Origin of the sequence: Labilibaculum euxinicum (genome assembly GCF_009795715.1) — a bacterium.
Classification (GTDB): domain Bacteria; phylum Bacteroidota; class Bacteroidia; order Bacteroidales; family Marinifilaceae; genus Labilibaculum; species Labilibaculum euxinus.
Genome location: NZ_WTCR01000001.1, coordinates 419,056 through 434,948, shown reverse-complemented (window position 1 = coordinate 434,948; position 15,893 = coordinate 419,056). Strand labels below are relative to the sequence as shown.

General features: G+C 34.5%; 12 protein-coding genes. 8 read left to right on the top strand and 4 right to left on the bottom strand.

Annotation, left to right across the window (positions count from 1 at the left end):
• Positions 1 to 5 precede the first annotated feature (5 nt).
• On the bottom strand, positions 6 to 1,013 hold the full coding sequence (gene gap, locus GQR60_RS01700; RefSeq protein WP_124991261.1) for a type I glyceraldehyde-3-phosphate dehydrogenase: 1,008 nt from the start codon (positions 1,011 to 1,013) through the stop codon (positions 6 to 8).
• A 514-nt stretch (positions 1,014 to 1,527) separates the two neighbouring features.
• Here gap and GQR60_RS01695 point away from each other — a divergent pair.
• On the top strand, positions 1,528 to 3,270 hold the full coding sequence (locus GQR60_RS01695; protein ID WP_124991260.1) for a ShlB/FhaC/HecB family hemolysin secretion/activation protein: 1,743 nt from the start codon (positions 1,528 to 1,530) through the stop codon (positions 3,268 to 3,270).
• A gap of 11 nt (positions 3,271 to 3,281) precedes the next feature.
• Here the strand turns inward: GQR60_RS01695 and GQR60_RS01690 are convergent, their stop codons facing one another.
• Positions 3,282 to 3,842: a hypothetical protein gene (locus GQR60_RS01690; protein WP_124991259.1), complete on the bottom strand. Its 561-nt coding sequence runs from the start codon at positions 3,840 to 3,842 to the stop codon at positions 3,282 to 3,284.
• 293 nt (positions 3,843 to 4,135) lie between these two features.
• Between GQR60_RS01690 and GQR60_RS01685 the strand changes: the two genes are divergently transcribed.
• The 3 genes from GQR60_RS01685 to GQR60_RS01675 all read left to right on the top strand — a co-directional run bounded on the left by GQR60_RS01685 (position 4,136) and on the right by GQR60_RS01675 (position 8,803).
• Entirely contained in the window at positions 4,136 to 7,078 is a 2,943-nt protein-coding gene (locus tag GQR60_RS01685) for a PAS domain S-box protein (RefSeq protein WP_124991258.1), read from the top strand.
• A gap of 256 nt (positions 7,079 to 7,334) precedes the next feature.
• Positions 7,335 to 7,943 (top strand): PdaC/SigV domain-containing protein, encoded by a 609-nt coding sequence (locus tag GQR60_RS01680; protein WP_160463387.1) that lies wholly within the window; start codon positions 7,335 to 7,337, stop codon positions 7,941 to 7,943.
• A gap of 209 nt (positions 7,944 to 8,152) precedes the next feature.
• A complete protein-coding gene (locus GQR60_RS01675) occupies positions 8,153 to 8,803 on the top strand; it encodes a Rossmann-fold NAD(P)-binding domain-containing protein (protein WP_124991256.1) in 651 nt (216 codons plus the stop codon).
• A gap of 14 nt (positions 8,804 to 8,817) precedes the next feature.
• On the opposite strand, the gene GQR60_RS01670 is transcribed toward GQR60_RS01675, so the two are convergent.
• Positions 8,818 to 9,576 carry an SDR family oxidoreductase gene (locus GQR60_RS01670; RefSeq protein ID WP_124991255.1) on the bottom strand — a complete coding sequence of 253 codons (759 nt, stop codon included), beginning with the start codon at positions 9,574 to 9,576 and terminating at the stop codon, positions 8,818 to 8,820.
• A 141-nt stretch (positions 9,577 to 9,717) separates the two neighbouring features.
• Between GQR60_RS01670 and purL the strand changes: the two genes are divergently transcribed.
• The 4 genes from purL (at position 9,718) to GQR60_RS01650 (ending at position 15,086) form a co-directional block, all read left to right on the top strand.
• Positions 9,718 to 11,874: a phosphoribosylformylglycinamidine synthase subunit PurL gene (purL, locus tag GQR60_RS01665; protein ID WP_124991254.1), complete on the top strand. Its 2,157-nt coding sequence runs from the start codon at positions 9,718 to 9,720 to the stop codon at positions 11,872 to 11,874.
• Between the two features lie 139 nt (positions 11,875 to 12,013).
• On the top strand, positions 12,014 to 12,742 hold the full coding sequence (gene ubiE, locus GQR60_RS01660; RefSeq protein ID WP_306597678.1) for a bifunctional demethylmenaquinone methyltransferase/2-methoxy-6-polyprenyl-1,4-benzoquinol methylase UbiE: 729 nt from the start codon (positions 12,014 to 12,016) through the stop codon (positions 12,740 to 12,742).
• Positions 12,743 to 12,783: 41 nt separating this feature from the next.
• Positions 12,784 to 13,488, top strand: coding sequence for a type IX secretion/gliding motility protein PorT/SprT (porT, locus tag GQR60_RS01655; protein ID WP_160463386.1), 705 nt, complete (start codon positions 12,784 to 12,786; stop codon positions 13,486 to 13,488).
• 29 nt (positions 13,489 to 13,517) lie between these two features.
• The gene (locus tag GQR60_RS01650) at positions 13,518 to 15,086 is read left to right on the top strand and encodes an NAD(P)/FAD-dependent oxidoreductase (RefSeq protein WP_124991252.1); all 1,569 of its coding nucleotides are present in this window, start codon (positions 13,518 to 13,520) and stop codon (positions 15,084 to 15,086) included.
• Here GQR60_RS01650 and GQR60_RS01645 read toward each other — a convergent pair whose 3' ends face one another.
• A complete protein-coding gene (locus tag GQR60_RS01645) occupies positions 15,087 to 15,857 on the bottom strand; it encodes a TrmH family RNA methyltransferase (protein ID WP_124991251.1) in 771 nt (256 codons plus the stop codon).
• Positions 15,858 to 15,893 lie beyond the last annotated feature (36 nt).

Here is a 15,893-nt window from a genome sequence, read left to right as displayed (position 1 = left end):
AAGGATTACTTTACAGAATCCATATATTGAATCAATTCACATACTTTAGTAGAATATCCCATTTCATTGTCATACCATGAAACAACTTTCACGAAATTAGGAGACAATTGGATACCTGCTTTAGCATCGAAGATAGAAGTTCTGGTATCACCGGTGAAGTCGTTAGATACAACCATATCTTCAGTATAACCTAGAACACCAGCCAATTCGCCTTCTGAAGCTTCCTTCATTGCAGCACAAATAGCTTCGTAAGTAGTTCCTTTTTCCAAACGAACAGTTAAATCAACTACAGATACATCTGGTGTAGGAACACGGAAAGACATACCAGTTAATTTACCATTTAATTCAGGAATTACTACACCTACAGCTTTAGCCGCACCAGTAGAAGAAGGAATGATATTTTGACCAGCTCCACGTCCACCTCTCCAATCCTTAGCAGAAGGACCGTCAACAGTTTTTTGAGTTGCAGTAGTAGCGTGAACAGTTGTCATTAAACCTTCGATAATACCGAATTTGTCATTCAACACTTTAGCTACAGGAGCTAAACAGTTAGTTGTACAAGAAGCATTAGAAACGAAAGCCATATCGTTAGTGTATGATTTGTTGTTTACACCCATAACGAACATTGGAGTATCATCCTTAGAAGGAGCAGACATCACAACTTTTTTAGCACCTGCATCGATGTGACCTTGAGCTGATTCTTTTGTTAGGAAAAGACCAGTTGACTCAACTACATACTCAGCACCTACGGCACCCCAGTTAATATCAGCAGGATTTCTCTCCGCAGATACACGAACAGTTGTTCCGTTTACTACTAACATACCATTTTTTACTTCAACATCACCGTTGAATTTTCCATGAGTAGAATCATATTTTAACATGTAAGCCATGTAATCTACATCAATAAGGTCGTTAATTGCAACAACTTCGATATTGCCTTGTGCAACTGCCTGACGGAATACGAAACGTCCGATACGTCCAAATCCGTTGATACCAATTTTAATCTTTGACATTGTGTATAAATTTTAATTTATAAACCCTTTGTTTCTCAACGGCAAAAGTATGTATTTTAAAAATATTTTGTATCGAAAAAGTGAAAAAAAATAATTTATTTATTTTCCACCTAAATAAGGTTTAATATCTGAAAATAAGTGTCTTATATAGTGTTGTAACGATTGCAATTAGAAATTTCAGGACAAAAAAAAATCTCATTCCGTGAGATTTTTTTTTGATTTAAACCGTTTTGCTCGTACAGCTTGTATTTGTTTTTGTATAAGCAGGACATCTTTTATCAACTGCGCATGATGTTGAAATTATTCCAAGAAGGAATAATACTGCTAATGCGTAAAGTGTTTTCTTCATAGGTAATAAAATTAAAGGTCAAGTATATTCGTTTCTAAATTCGTGAAAAGATATAAAAAAATGTTGTGAAACTACAAATCGTAAATATTTGTGTTTTGTTAAATTTATACTGTCTTTTATACCTTCTCTGTATTATTTTTGTTTGGGAAATATCGAAATTATTTAATGAAAAAACTATTTCTTAGCTTATTTATCACATCGTATTTTATTTCTTTTGGTTTTTCCCAAGAGAAATCTTTCGTATTGAAAGTTGTTACATCCATTAATAATAGTGGGGTACAAAAGAACGCTCGTGACAATTATGAGAAGTTTTTTGTTGAGGAAATGGCATTTAAGCGACTCGAAAATAAAATTTCGAAATTAAAACAGAAAGGGTATCTGGAAGCCAGTGTCGATTCCGTTTCGGTCAATAGAGATACCATTATTGCAGAAGTTCATCAAGGGGGCAAGTATGAATGGGCGGAAATAAATTTTTGTGGAATTGATAATTTGGACTTATCAGCATTGGGTTTACGGTCGGTGAATAAAAGAAGAAAATTTATCAGTTTCCCTGATCTGGAAATTTTGCAGACTGAAATTTTAAATCATTTAGGCGACAACGGATATCCTTTTGCTACATTAAAATTATCAAGAATCAGCATTGCAAATAAAAAGGTAAGTGGCGAGTGGGAAATTGAATCTCATGATTTTATTCGATGGGACAGCATTGTAATAAAGGGAACATCTAAATTAAAACCTAAGTTTTTACAAAGATATTTGGGTATTTATCCAAATAAAACATACAAGGAAAGCAGCAGTAAATTGATTTCTGAAAAAATTGGCAATCTTGGGTTTGTGAAGGAAATTAAAGCGTCAGAGATTGAATTTGAGAGAGGGAAAGCAAGACTGTATACATATCTTGAAAAGGAACCGGCCAATCAGTTTGATGGAATAATTGGTTTTCAAACCAATAAGGATAATAATAAGCCGGAGTTAACCGGGGAGGTTAAGTTGGCTTTGGAAAATATATTTTCAGCGGGAGAGAGTATTCGCTTTAATTGGCAGAAATTTGCAGAAAGCAGTCAGAACTTGTCGTTAGGAATGGTTTATCCCTATTTGTTTTCTTCCGGTTTGGGGATTGATTTAGGTTTTGGTATTCAAAAGAAAGATTCAGCTTATTTAAGTACTGCAATTGATTTAGGTTTTCGGTTTACTCAGTCGGGTAAAAATTTCAGCAAGCTGTTTTTTAAAAGAAATTCATCATCATTACTAACGACGAACCATTTGGCCGGCGCTTCAGTGCTTCCTGATTATGCGGATGTAAAGTCTTGTTTGTATGGATTTGCTTACCATTTTGAAAATTTGGATTATTCTTTTAATCCTAAAAAAGGATGGAACTTTAATTTTTCTATTGCTACAGGAACACATAAAACAAAAAAGAATTCCGGCATTCCAAGTGAGCTATACGATAATATCGATTTATCGGACAACTTAATTGATACAGAATGGATCTTGGAATATAACATTCCAATTCAGGAAAAAGTCAGTTTCCGCCTTAGAAATAAGAGCGGACTTAAAGATTCAAAGAATTTATTTCAAAATGATCTTTTTAAGCTGGGAGGTTTAAACTCCTTAAGGGGGTTTAATGAAGATTCATTTATAGCTTCAAAATATTCTGTAATGACTACAGAATTGAGATTTATTCCTCAACAAAACTCAAGTTTTTACTTGTTTTGGGATGGCGGATATTACAGTAATAATTACTTAAAGGATAAAATTGATGATTATCCTTGGGGAATTGGCTTTGGGTTAAATTTTGCTTCAAAATCGGGGATTTTCACCTTAAATTATGCTGTAGGAAAACAACGTAATGCAAAGGTTGATTTTAAGGAAGCTAAAATCCATTTTGGATTTGTAAGTCGTTTTTAATTGATATGTGTTTAAGCTTTGCTGTTTATTTTAACCAATAAATAATAACTAATTAAAATTGAAGCTCCGGTAATACAGGAAGCAGCAATGTTTGGCAGTTGACCTTCAATTAAAAGATTAGTTGCGAAAATAATAATCAGCGCAGTTATTATTCCAATAGGAAATGATGTAGCGATGTATTTAAAGTTCGATTTAGAAGTTTTATTGGCTAAATTTTCAAGTTGCTCAACGTCAACTTCAAATTGTTCAATGGCCTTCGAAAAGGCATTGATTTCTTCGTTGAAAAAATCATTTTCTTCTTGAGATATAAAAAATAAGAAAGAGCTAAACTGGTAATTAGCATAAACATTGTAATCCAAACGTTCCTTTTTTACAATCTCAATTTCAACGATAGTTTTCCATTTAATAGGATTAAGGGATAGAAGATTGCCAACAATACTTCCCCTGTGAAAAATCATTCCTTGCGCATTGGCATCTACAAGAGTATAGCCTCGGACTTCATAGAATTTTATGATATCTGAAACTAATAGTTTTTTATTTCGTTTTATATTGAAGCCAATTAGCTTTTTCATGAAAGAAAATTAGGTATTTCAAATGTATTAAAAAAAAAGAGATACGCCAATTTTACCAAGTTAAATAGGTGTTGTAACAACATATTGTTCTCTAATAGAATAACATTTTCGTGTTTTTTTTTATGCTGTAATTGAATAATTTGTAAAGGTGTTAGTTATTGTTTAGCAGTGCTGTGCAATAATAGATGATGATCCGGGAATGAGTGAAAAAAAGTTGTGTTTTTTATAACTCAAACTTCAAAACCAGAGTATAAACATTGTGTTCTGCCATTTTACTAATGTAAACTTTCACTATGCTGAAGAATATTAACTCTCTCAATCATCCTGTAAATTCATTGATTGATAGTGTTTTGAATTGTTTTTTAGAGGTTCCTATTCCTGAAAATATGGATTCTCTTTTGGATGGTTTTTCGTCCTTAAGTGGATGTCCTTGTTTGTTTATCGATTTTAAGAATCGATATGTTCGTAGTAACAACAGTAAGGCAATTACACTTTTGGATAGTGAGCTGACTCGGAACAGTAATAATCTTTTTGCTGATATACAAAAAATAAAATCAGTAAGAGAAGATGAGAGTGTTGAGTTTGTTTATGGGAAACATGCCAGAGGCGTTTTTGTGCCTGTTAAAGTTAAAGAGGTGATTTTAGGGTATTTTGCTTATGGTCAGTTTATTGAAAAAACAGATCCTTTGGCCTTAAAAATAGAACAAGGGATTCAGCTCACGAATGAAGAAAAAGAAGACGCGAAGCTTCTAAAAATATTATCAAGAGAAGAAATTGAAGCGAATATTTACACATCAATTCGTTTTGTAAAAGGAATTTCTTCACAATTCGAAATGAATTATGATTTAAAGAATGAGATCAAAAAGAATCAGGAAACAGCAAATCAACTTCGGGTTCAAAAAATTTTCTTTGAAAATTTATTTGAGAACTCTCCGGAGGCAATCGTTATTTTAGATAATGAAGATAAAGTAATTCAGGCAAATCAGGAATTTCTTCGTTTGTTTGAATATACACAGAAGGAGATTATATCCCAAAAGATAAATGATCTGATTGTGCCGGAAAGGTATAAAGACGAAGGAGCCAGTGCTACAAGAGATGCTTCTGTTGGGCAACTGGTTGACATGACAACAATTCGTCAGACTAAAACAGGAAAGCAGATTCATGTGCAGGTAATGGGAAAACCTATTGTTTTGGATAATGATCAGCTTGCTGTTTATGGAATTTACCGAAATCTGACTCAACAGGTTTGGAATCAGAAAAGTCAAAAAATAATACATCACATCTCAGAAATTCTGAATTCTTCTATGAATTCTGTAGAGATGATTAGTAAAATAGGAGAAGAATTAGTGCAGATTGTTGGAGCAGGAAGATTATTTCTTGAACTGATTGCCCCTAACAGGAGATCTTTGAACTCTTTTACTGAAAATGATGAAGCCTTTAAAGCTATTCGTTATTCAGAGTCGTTAAGCAGCGTTGTAATTCGAGAAAAAAGAATGCTTTATTTGAATGAAAATCAGATAAATGATGCGATTGTTTCAAATAGACTATCTTTGGAGATAATTCCAAAGACTTGGTTAGGTATTCCTCTTATTGCTGAGGAGAGGGTGTTAGGTGTTTTTGGAGTTGCTGGTTTTGTTGAAGATTCAGAAATGAATTTGGAGAGCATCAAATTACTTGAATTTCTTTCGGTTCAGTTAGCCACAGGAGTAATAAAAAAAGCAAAGGATAGCAAATTGAGGATGCTGCAACGCTCCATGCAGCAAAGTCCTGCATCTATTGTTATTACTGATTTAAAGGGGGACATCGAATATGTTAATCCAAAGTTTTGTGATATTACTGGTTACAGTTTGAAAGAAGTAATAGGCAAAAATCCCAGAATTCTTAAGTCGGGTATTACTCCTGATAAAACGTATAAAGATTTGTGGAATAGTGTTTTGTCTGGTGATGAGTGGCATGGTGAATTTTTGAATGTAAAGAAAAATAAAGAATTGTTTTGGGAAAGAGCCAATCTTTCTGCCATAAAAGATGAATTTGGTACAATCACTCATATTGTTGCAGTAAAAGAGGATATTACGGACGCGAAACATTTTGAGAAGGAATTGCTTGAATCAAAAAATAAAGCTGAAGAATCAGATCGATTAAAATCTGCGTTTTTAGCAAATATGTCTCATGAATTAAGAACTCCTCTAAATGCTGTGATCGGGTTTTCTAATTTATGTGATGATTCATTATCAATGACTGAAATTCTTGAATTTGTTGGTCTAATAAATAAGAGTGGCAATCAACTTTTAGGCATTATAGAAGATATTTTAAGCTTTACATCTATAGAAAGTGAAGTTTTTCAGATTAGCGAAGAGGAATTTTTCATGTTCAATTTTATTGAGGATGTTAAGGAAATTTCTAAGGAAAAGCGAGTTCAGGAGAATAAAGAGCGTTTGGGATTACTATTTAAAAAAGATGAGAATTTTTCCAGAGTATTGGTTAAATCGGATTATCAGAGATTATTGCAGGTTGTAACTAATTTGATAAAGAATGCATTTAAATTCACAAACGAAGGGCAAGTTGAGTTTGGATATAAGGTTGATGGTGAGGAGTTATGCATATATATAAAGGATAGTGGTGTTGGAATTAATGAAGATAAAAAAAATGTGATTTTTGATCGGTTTAGACAAGCTGATGATTCCATCACCAGAACTTTTGGAGGAACTGGTCTGGGATTAGCTATTTGCAAAAAAATAATGGATATGTTAGGTGGCTCAATAGAGGTCGAATCGGAGCCTAATGTAGGATCAGTTTTTACTTTAAGATTAAATTGTGTAATTTCTAAAACCGATACTAAGAAAGAATTTAATAATACAAATGGTATGCAAACATCAAATTCACCATTAATATTAGTTGCCGAAGATGAAATTTCGAATTTCAAACTAATAGAAGCCATATTAAAACGAAATAGTTATGAGGTTGTAAGAGCCGAGAATGGAGAAGAAGCAGTTGAAATGTGCAGGAAAAATACAAATATCTGTTTGGTGCTGATGGATATACGAATGCCTGTAATGGATGGATTAATTGCTACCAAAAAAATTAAGGGTTTTAGTCCTAACCTGCCAATAATTGCACAAACAGCTTATGCTATGGATGGTGACGAAAATAAAGCAATTGAGGAAGGTTGTGATGATTATATTTCAAAGCCAATAAGAAAAGAGCTTTTGCTGGAAAAAATAAAAGCATTGATATAGTTCTTTAGAGTTGCTTTGAATTTAAAAATCGTCTCTTGACGGTTTTTCTTTTTTTAATGCCTTTTTGGAATAATTAGTCATGTTGAGTAAGGTGATGTAATTGAGTTGTGTTTTTGTTTTTAGGATAAAAGGTGTACCTTAATTATATTAATTGAATAGTTGGGATTTGAGAAAAAGAGGGAACCTATTATTTGCATTGTTGATACTTATATGTGTCATTGAGATTCATTCCTGTAGAAATGATCTTAGCCTTATTGTGCATGAAAGGAAAATCTCCAAGAGAATAAAAGACGGACTATTTAATGTAAAATACCCTGAATTAAAATATAGTGGCAATAATTCCCAAAAAGTATGTGATTCAATTAATTCAAATATTAAGAGCTTTGTGAATTCACTTATGAAAGAAATGGATTTCAATGAGAATTGTGAGTTTAAATTAGAGCGAAAATCTTGTGGCAGGGAATTAAAAATTGATTACAATCTGGATGTTTTTGACAAAGACTATATAAGTGCCCGATTTACAATTTACTCCTACCAAGGTGGAGCTCATGGACTAACCTATTACAAGTGCTTTAATTTTAGTGTGCAGCGAGCAGAACAATTAAAATTAAGCGATTTGCTGTATTTAAAACAGAAGAAGGAATTACAAGTGTTAAATAAATTGTTGGTTAAATATTTTGAGAATCCCGATCAGTGTTTTAGTGAAATGCCTTCTATTACGCCTGATTTTGAATTTTTCTCATATCAGAATGATAGTTTTATATTTTCCTTTTCCGATAACTCATTAGGAGATTATGTCTGTGGAACAGCAGAGATTAAAATTCCATTATGGGAGTTGAAACAGAACGGATTATTGAGATTATAGCCACTGAAAAAATATTTTATGAATGTCCATGCATAAAGTATCTTATAAACAGGAAGATGATTATTCCAGCATGATAATCCCTAAGGCTTTTGGGATCATGTGGACATAAAAAATAAACAGATGAAACGAGCCATGAGAAGACTTTTCTTACACACGAGGAGGACTAAGTTGGCAAGTTCCATGTGGCAATAAAAAACAAATTTAGACACATGAAAGCACTCGTCATTGGAGGATCGGGTTTTACAGGAAGGAAATTAATTGAACTTCTGGTAAAGGACAGCGATTATACTCAGGTTTGTGCATTGGTACGAAGTGAGATTGACCTTGTTGATGAAAAATTTATCCAAATTAAGGTAGATTTTGAAGCTCTTTCATCTGAAAATATTCCTGAGTGCTGCGATATTGCTTTCTGTTGTTTCGGAACAACCATTCGAAAAGCTCAAACGAAGGATAATTTTCGAAAAGTAGACTTTGAGTACATTACGCATTTTGCGAAACTTTGTGAGATGCATTGCATAAAAGAGTTTCATTTAGTAAGTGCAATATGGGCAAGTCCTCAATCCATTTTCTTTTATCAAAAGGTGAAGGGGGAGCTTGAATGTTTTATTAATTCACTGAATTTCGAAACAGTAGTTATTTATCGTCCATCAGTGATTTACGGAAATAGAAAAGAATTTCGGCCTTTCGAAGCATTTGCTGCCTGGATCAGCCGAAATTTGAATTTTCTTTTTGTAGGTAAATTGAAAAGAATTGCAGCCGTTACCGGAGATCAACTGGCGAAGACAATTCATCAAAATTCTAAAAAAAATATTTTAGGCAGATGTATTATTGAATCTGAAGAAATATCCAAAAACCAATAATTAACCCGGGGTATCTAAACTCTGTTAACATCTCTTGCCGAGGCCTGGTTAGCAGGCATTATCAAAATGTCATTGATGTTGACGTGAGTTGGTCTGGTGGCAATAAACTCAACTGTTTCGGCAATATCTTCGGCATAAAGAGGTGTGAATCCATTATATACCTGCTCTGCTTTTTCCTCATCACCTTTAAACCGCACCAGAGAAAACTCTGTTTCAACCATTCCCGGAGCAATAGAAGAAACCTTAATATTGTGGGGTAGTAAATCAATTCTCATTCCTTTTGTGATGGCATCAACCGCATGTTTTGTTGCGCAATACACATTTCCACCCGGGTAAACTTCTTTTCCGGCTATTGAAGTAATGTTAATAATTTGTCCTTTTTTTCTCTCAACCATTAAAGGGCTAATTGTTCTTGTTACGTATAGAAGGCCTTTTAAATTGGTATCAATCATTCTTTCCCAATCGTCAATTATTCCTTCCTGAACAGGAGATACCCCAACTGCTAATCCTGCATTGTTTAGCAGTAAATCAATTTTAATCCATTCCTTAGGCAAAGAGTTTATCTTTGATTCAACTTCTTTTTGATTTCTTACATCCAATTCAATTGCTAAAACCTTTACGTGGTAATTTGCAATTATTTCTTGTTTTAATTTTTCCAGATTTTCTTTTCGTCGTCCCGAAATAATTAAGTCAAATCCTATTTTGGCTAATTTTTTAGCACAAGCTTCACCAATGCCTGCAGTCGCTCCTGTTATAAATGCAATTTTGTTCATTGTATTTGAAAATTTATTCAGATTTCACTTCAGAATATCTTATGATTTTTATCGAGGTAGTAAAGTTAAAAACTACTGGGATTATTCGTGTTACTATCTTATTTTTTTTAATTTTAAATATTATCACCTAAACTCTTTACCATGATAAATCAGGACGTTTCGATACAATTAGCAGAAGATTTGGGAATTGACCAAGAGGGATTTGAAAGGATTTCTAAAAATCTTGGACGACTACCTAATTTATTGGAATTACAGATTTATTCTGTAATGTGGTCCGAAAATGTTTCTTACAAGAGTTCTTTTAATTGGATAAATTCATTACCAAATACAGGAACGAATATTATCTCCGGAGCTCGCCAGTCCAATGCCGGGGTTGTTGATATTGGAAATGGGGAATATTGCGTTTTTAAAATGGGAACGCACAATCATCCCAGTGGAATAGATCCTTATCAAGGAGCCGCAACCTGTGTAGGTGATGTTTGTCGCGATATCGTATCTGTTGGGGCAAAACCGATAGTTATTTTAAATTCACTGCGTTTTGGTGAAGCTTCTTTGGATCGAACCAAATGGTTAATGGATGAGGTGGTGAAGGGTATTCGTGATTATTCTTCAGTTCTTTATATGGAAAAAATGGGAGGAGAGGTTTGTTTTAATTCCTGCTATGATACGAATCCTCTTGTTAATATTCTGGTTGCTGGTATTGTTCAAAAGGAAAAATTACTGCTTAACAGGAAAATGATTCCGGGCCAGTTGATTCTGATTGTTGGTAATTCGACTGGTGCAGAAGGTGTTTTTGGTCAGGATGAAAATTTCACAATCCCAAAAGGGAATCCGGATATCGGAAGTGTATTAATTGACAGTATTCTTAAACTGAATGATGAAAATGCAATTGTTCGTATCGAGAATTTAGATATGGCCGGCATTGTTAATGCTGCAGCATCTATAAGTGTACACGCAAAACATGGCGTAGATATTGATCTAAATCAAATACCTCTTAATCAGTCAGGATTAGGTTTGGAACAAGTTCTTTTATCAAGAACGCAAGAAAGAATGATGCTGGTTATCGATAAAGATAAGCAGGATTTGGTTTTTAGTGTATTTGAGAAAGCCAAGATTCCATGTAGTAAAATTGGAGAGATAACTGATGATAAAACGATTCGGTTTACTGAAGCATCAAATGTAGTGGCGGAATTAAATGCGCATGATTTAGTGATGGGATATGGCGCTCCTCAATCAAATAGAAAGCATCATCCTATCCTCAAAGAAAAAGATGTTGATTTTTTAGAGATTGTTCCTGAACCTGGTAATTACTGGAAGGTGATTAATCAAATGGTCAATAATCCAAATTTGATAATTAAGGAATCTTTACAACTTGATTTTGAAGAGGAAACTAACCAGTCGCCGTCTGATGCTCAGATATCAATGAAGAATTCAAATGGTAAAGCTCTTTGTTTTACAGTATCAGGCAATTCAGTTTATTCATTCAATAACCCAAATTTGGGGGCGCAAATTAATATTGCCAGAGCAGTTAGACGTATTGTTTGTTCGGGGGGAAAGCCTTTGGCACTTAACGATTGTTTGAATTTTGGCAGCCCTTTGGAAGAAAATGTTTTCTCACAATTTGTAGAAACGATTAAAGGAATTTCCAATGCCAGCGAATTTTTCGATACTCCGGTTGTCGGAGGAAATGTGAGTTTTTATAATGAAAGCTCAGTGCTTGGAAAACGGGTTGCCATAAATCCAACCCCAATAATTGGTATGCTTGGTGTTATTAGTCCGAAGACGAATCACATGTCGTATATGTACAGAAATAAGGGTGATGTAATTTTTTTGGTTGGTGAATCCCGAAATGATATTTCGGGTTCTGAATACTTGTGCTCAATTCATAAGAAGTGTAATGTTGGTGTTCCTTACTTCAATCTTGATGAAGAGAAAGCTATAAATAGGACTGTTGCCAATTTGATTGAGAAGAAATTGATTAGTTCTGCTCATTCCGTTGAAAGAGGTGGCCTTTTCTTTAATTTAATAGAATCATCTATGCCATTAGGATTTGGTTTTGATATTACCTCTCCTGCTGAAATACGTCAGGATGCATTCTTGTTTGGAGAAGCCCAAGGGCGAGTGGTCGTTTCTGTCTCTATGGAAAACGAAGATCGTTTTGTGGACATGATGATGGAAAGTGGAGTTCGGTTTTCTACTTTAGGTCATGTTACCAAGGGGGAATTAAGAATTGATGATATTTCATATGGTTCCATTGACGAATATAAAAAAGGATATCAACAAAAAGCAATTAAGTGAGTTTTTAGAACAATATGGGTGTTTAACTTTTTAACAAAGAATCAAGTAATGGTTCTTTGTTTTTCATTCACTATATTTGTGCCTTTATAATTAAATTGGTCTGCGGGCTGTACATTTTAATCATTAGATTTTTTTATTCGTGGTAAATCCCTATAAAGATTTAGATAAGAGCAAAAAAGATCAGGTTGCCCTGATGTTTAATAATATTGCAAGGAAATATGATTTTTTAAATCATTTTTTATCCATGGGAATTGATAAGCTTTGGAGAAGGAAAGCTGTTAAATTATTGCAATCGATTCAGCCCAAACAACTTTTGGATATTGCAACAGGAACGGGCGATTTTGCCTTGGCTTGTTTGAAATTAAATCCTGATAAAGTTACAGGAATTGATATTTCAACTGAAATGCTTGCGGTTGGCCGTGAGAAGATTGCCAAGAAAAATCTTCAGGATAAAATAGAATTATTTGAAGGAGATTCAGAAAATATTAGGTTTGATGATAACTCATTCGATGCAATAACTGTAGCTTTTGGTGTTCGTAATTTCGAGAATTTGGAAAAAGGATTACAAGAAATGAATCGTGTTGTGCGTCCGGGAGGAAAAGTGGTTGTTCTTGAATTTTCAAAACCTAAAAATTTTCCGGTAAAACAATTTTACAATTTTTACTTTTTTAATATACTTCCATTCTGGGGTAAAATGGTTTCTAAGGACAGTTCAGCATATACCTACTTACCAGAATCTGTAGGAGCTTTTCCTGATGGAGAGAATTTTCTGGAAATATATAAATCCTGTGGTTTTGTTGAAGTTGAGCAAATAAAGTTGAGTTTTGGAATTGCCTCTATTTACATTGGAACCAAACCAGTACAATAAAAGAGTATTTTGTAGGTTTATACTTAAAAGCATTCCGAAATTTGAAAAGAACACTATTTATACTGTTGTTATTGCTTAGCTTTTTATCCTGTTTTTCACAGAGAAGATATAAAGCTGAGAGCATTTTAAACTATCAAAAAATAGATCAGAAATGGTTGCATTTTGGGTTTACTTTGGGTGTGAACAGCATGGATTTTGCGATATATAATTCCGGAAAAGGTGATGCCCGTGCAGAACAGGTTGTTTTTTCTCCGGGCTTTACGGTTGGAATTGTTTCTGATTTGCGTTTGCATGAAGATTGGTCTTTGCGATTTCTGCCTGGTTTGGAATTTGGACAGAGAACCATAAGATATTCTAATCTGGATGTTGAAGAGGTTAATGTTGAATCTGTATTAGTAAATCTTCCTTTATTGCTAAAATATAGAGCCAGACGGCTGAATAATTATCGCCCTTATTTAATTGGAGGTGCAAGTTTTAAAATTGATGTGCAATCGCAGGATGCTTTAGATCCGGAAAACGATATGTTGGTGCGACTAAAAAATACAGATCTGTATTTAGAGTTGGGAGCGGGTATCGATTTTTATTTACCCTATTTTAAGCTTGCAACAGAGTTGAAATTTGCAATCGGATTAAAGGATATTATGAACCATGAATATGATATTGATAATCCAGGATATGAAGCTTACACAGATGCTTTTAGGAAAGTGAATTCTAAAATTATTACTCTTTCATTTCATTTCGAATAGGGATTTTCATCTCATAATATTTTCTTAGAATGATTACCGAATTAGATATAGTATTAAGTCCGAAGGATGCTTCAGACAAAAAATATTACCAACCTATCTTAGCTAAAAAATTAGGTGTTCCTGTTTCGCAGATTCATGGAATAAAAATTCTGAGAAAATCGATTGACGCACGTCGGAGAAACATTTTAGTTAATCTTCGGTTTCGTGTTGCCTGTGGGGAAGAATTCCCTCAATCCGAAGAATTTGCATTCGATTATCCTAATGTTACAGGTGAAAAGAAAGTGATTGTGGTTGGTGCAGGACCCGCAGGTTTATTTGCTGCTCTTCGATTAATTGAACTGGGATATCAGCCAATTGTTTTGGAAAGAGGCAAAAGTGTTGAGGACAGAAAGAAAGATTTGGGAGAATTACATCGGACTCGAACTGTAAATCCTGATTCGAATTATAGTTTTGGCGAAGGAGGAGCCGGAACATTCTCCGACGGTAAATTGTATACTCGTTCCAAGAAGCGCGGAGATCTTAAGAAAATTTTGAACGTTTTGCATTTTCATGGTGCTCAGGATGACATTTTATTTGATGCACATCCACACATCGGTACTGATGTTCTGCCAAAGGTAATTGTTCGAATACGTGAAAATATTCTAAAAGCTGGTGGACAGGTATATTTTTCAACGAAGGTGGTCGATTACATTTTGGATAGGGATCGAATTTGTGGTGTTATTACTGAAAGTGGTGAGGAAATTGTTGGAGAGGGAGTAATACTGGCAACAGGCCATTCTGCCCGTGATGTATATCGAAAGCTCCACAAACAGGGAATTGAGTTAGAGGCTAAATCATTTGCAATGGGCGTTCGAATTGAGCATTCGCAAGAGTTGATTGATCAAATTCAATATCACAATCCTGCAGGGCGAGGCGATTATCTTCCTGCAGCAAGTTACAGTTTTGTCCATCAGGTGGAAGACCGGGGTGTGTATTCATTTTGCATGTGTCCGGGAGGCGTAATTGTTCCTGCAGTAACAGGAGACAGACAACAGGTTGTCAACGGAATGTCTTCTTCGAATAGAAATACGGCTTTTGCAAATTCGGGTATGGCTGTTGAAATTCGCACCCAGGATTTGAAAGAGTATCAGCAATATGGAGCTTTAGCGGGTTTGTATTTTCAGGAAGAGTTGGAAGAGAGAGCATTTGTTGAAGGTGGCGAAAATTTAACGGCTCCTGCTCAACGAATGAAGGATTTTGTGAATGGGAAAAGGAGTAGTTCTTTGCCCAAAACGTCTTATCAACCTGGAATTGTATCGTCTCCCATACATAAGTGGTTGCCGGAGCATATTCGATTCCGTTTGCAGGAGGGATTTAAAATGTTTGGACAAAAATCCAAAGGTTTTCTGACTAATGAGGCTGTGATTTTAGGTGTAGAGTCAAGAACATCATCACCTGTGCGAATTCCCAGGGAAAGAGAAAGTTTTCAGCACATCCGAATTCAAGGGTTATTTCCTTGTGGCGAAGGTGCTGGTTATGCCGGAGGAATTGTATCTGCTGCAATGGATGGAGAGCAATGTGCCGATGCATTCGACAGATATCAAAATCCCAATAAATAACTAGAATTCTTGTCTCCTGAATTCTGAACAAATAATAGAGGCAGCAACCGATACGTTAAGAGACTCTGAAGTGGCTTGTCCATTTGGGAAATCAGGAATGTAGAGTTTGTTGGTTACTAATTTTTGAATCGTTTCAGAAACACCTTTTCCTTCATTTCCCATAATGATAAATCCCTTTTTTTGAAGTTGACAATTGTAGATGATTTCTCCTTCGAGAAAGGTGCCGTAAACAGGGAAATCAGGTGTTTTATATTTCAAAATTAATTCTTCAAGATCTGTATAGATAATATTTACATTTGAAATGGCTCCCATTGTAGCTTGAATCACTTTTGAATTGTAAAGATCGACGGTGTTGCGAGAACAGAATATGTGCTTTATACCAAACCAGTCGGCTATTCTTATTATGGTACCTAAATTTCCGGGATCCTGAACATCATCAAGAACCAGAGACAATGAATCCTGAATGATTGTTTCGTTTATAAGTTGAGATGGGATTTTAAAAACAGCAACTACCGTTGATGGAGTTTTTAAAGAGCTGATTTTTTTTATTTGAGTCGCATCTGTTTCAATCCGATTACTGATTTTTGCTTTGTTGTAAATAGAATTAGATTCTTTCCATTCTTTGGTGTAAATAAGAAATTCAACTTCGGTTTTCGCCTCAACAAGATCTGATACTAATTTATTTCCTTCGGCTACGAAAAGCTGATGCTGATCCCTGTATTTTTTCTGTTGAAGGCTGGTTATCAGTTTGATTTGATTTTTGGATAGCACGGTTTTTATTTTGAAAAATTATCATTTAAAGGCTGT

Coding starts and splice junctions, on each gene's coding strand:
- gap (WP_124991261.1), bottom strand. CDS start 1,013: ATGTCAAAGATTAAAATTGGTATCAACGGATTTGGACGTATCGGACGT.
- GQR60_RS01695 (WP_124991260.1), top strand. CDS start 1,528: ATGAAAAAACTATTTCTTAGCTTATTTATCACATCGTATTTTATTTCT.
- GQR60_RS01690 (WP_124991259.1), bottom strand. CDS start 3,842: ATGAAAAAGCTAATTGGCTTCAATATAAAACGAAATAAAAAACTATTA.
- GQR60_RS01685 (WP_124991258.1), top strand. CDS start 4,136: ATGCTGAAGAATATTAACTCTCTCAATCATCCTGTAAATTCATTGATT.
- GQR60_RS01675 (WP_124991256.1), top strand. CDS start 8,153: ATGAAAGCACTCGTCATTGGAGGATCGGGTTTTACAGGAAGGAAATTA.
- GQR60_RS01670 (WP_124991255.1), bottom strand. CDS start 9,576: ATGAACAAAATTGCATTTATAACAGGAGCGACTGCAGGCATTGGTGAA.
- purL (WP_124991254.1), top strand. CDS start 9,718: ATGATAAATCAGGACGTTTCGATACAATTAGCAGAAGATTTGGGAATT.
- GQR60_RS01650 (WP_124991252.1), top strand. CDS start 13,518: ATGATTACCGAATTAGATATAGTATTAAGTCCGAAGGATGCTTCAGAC.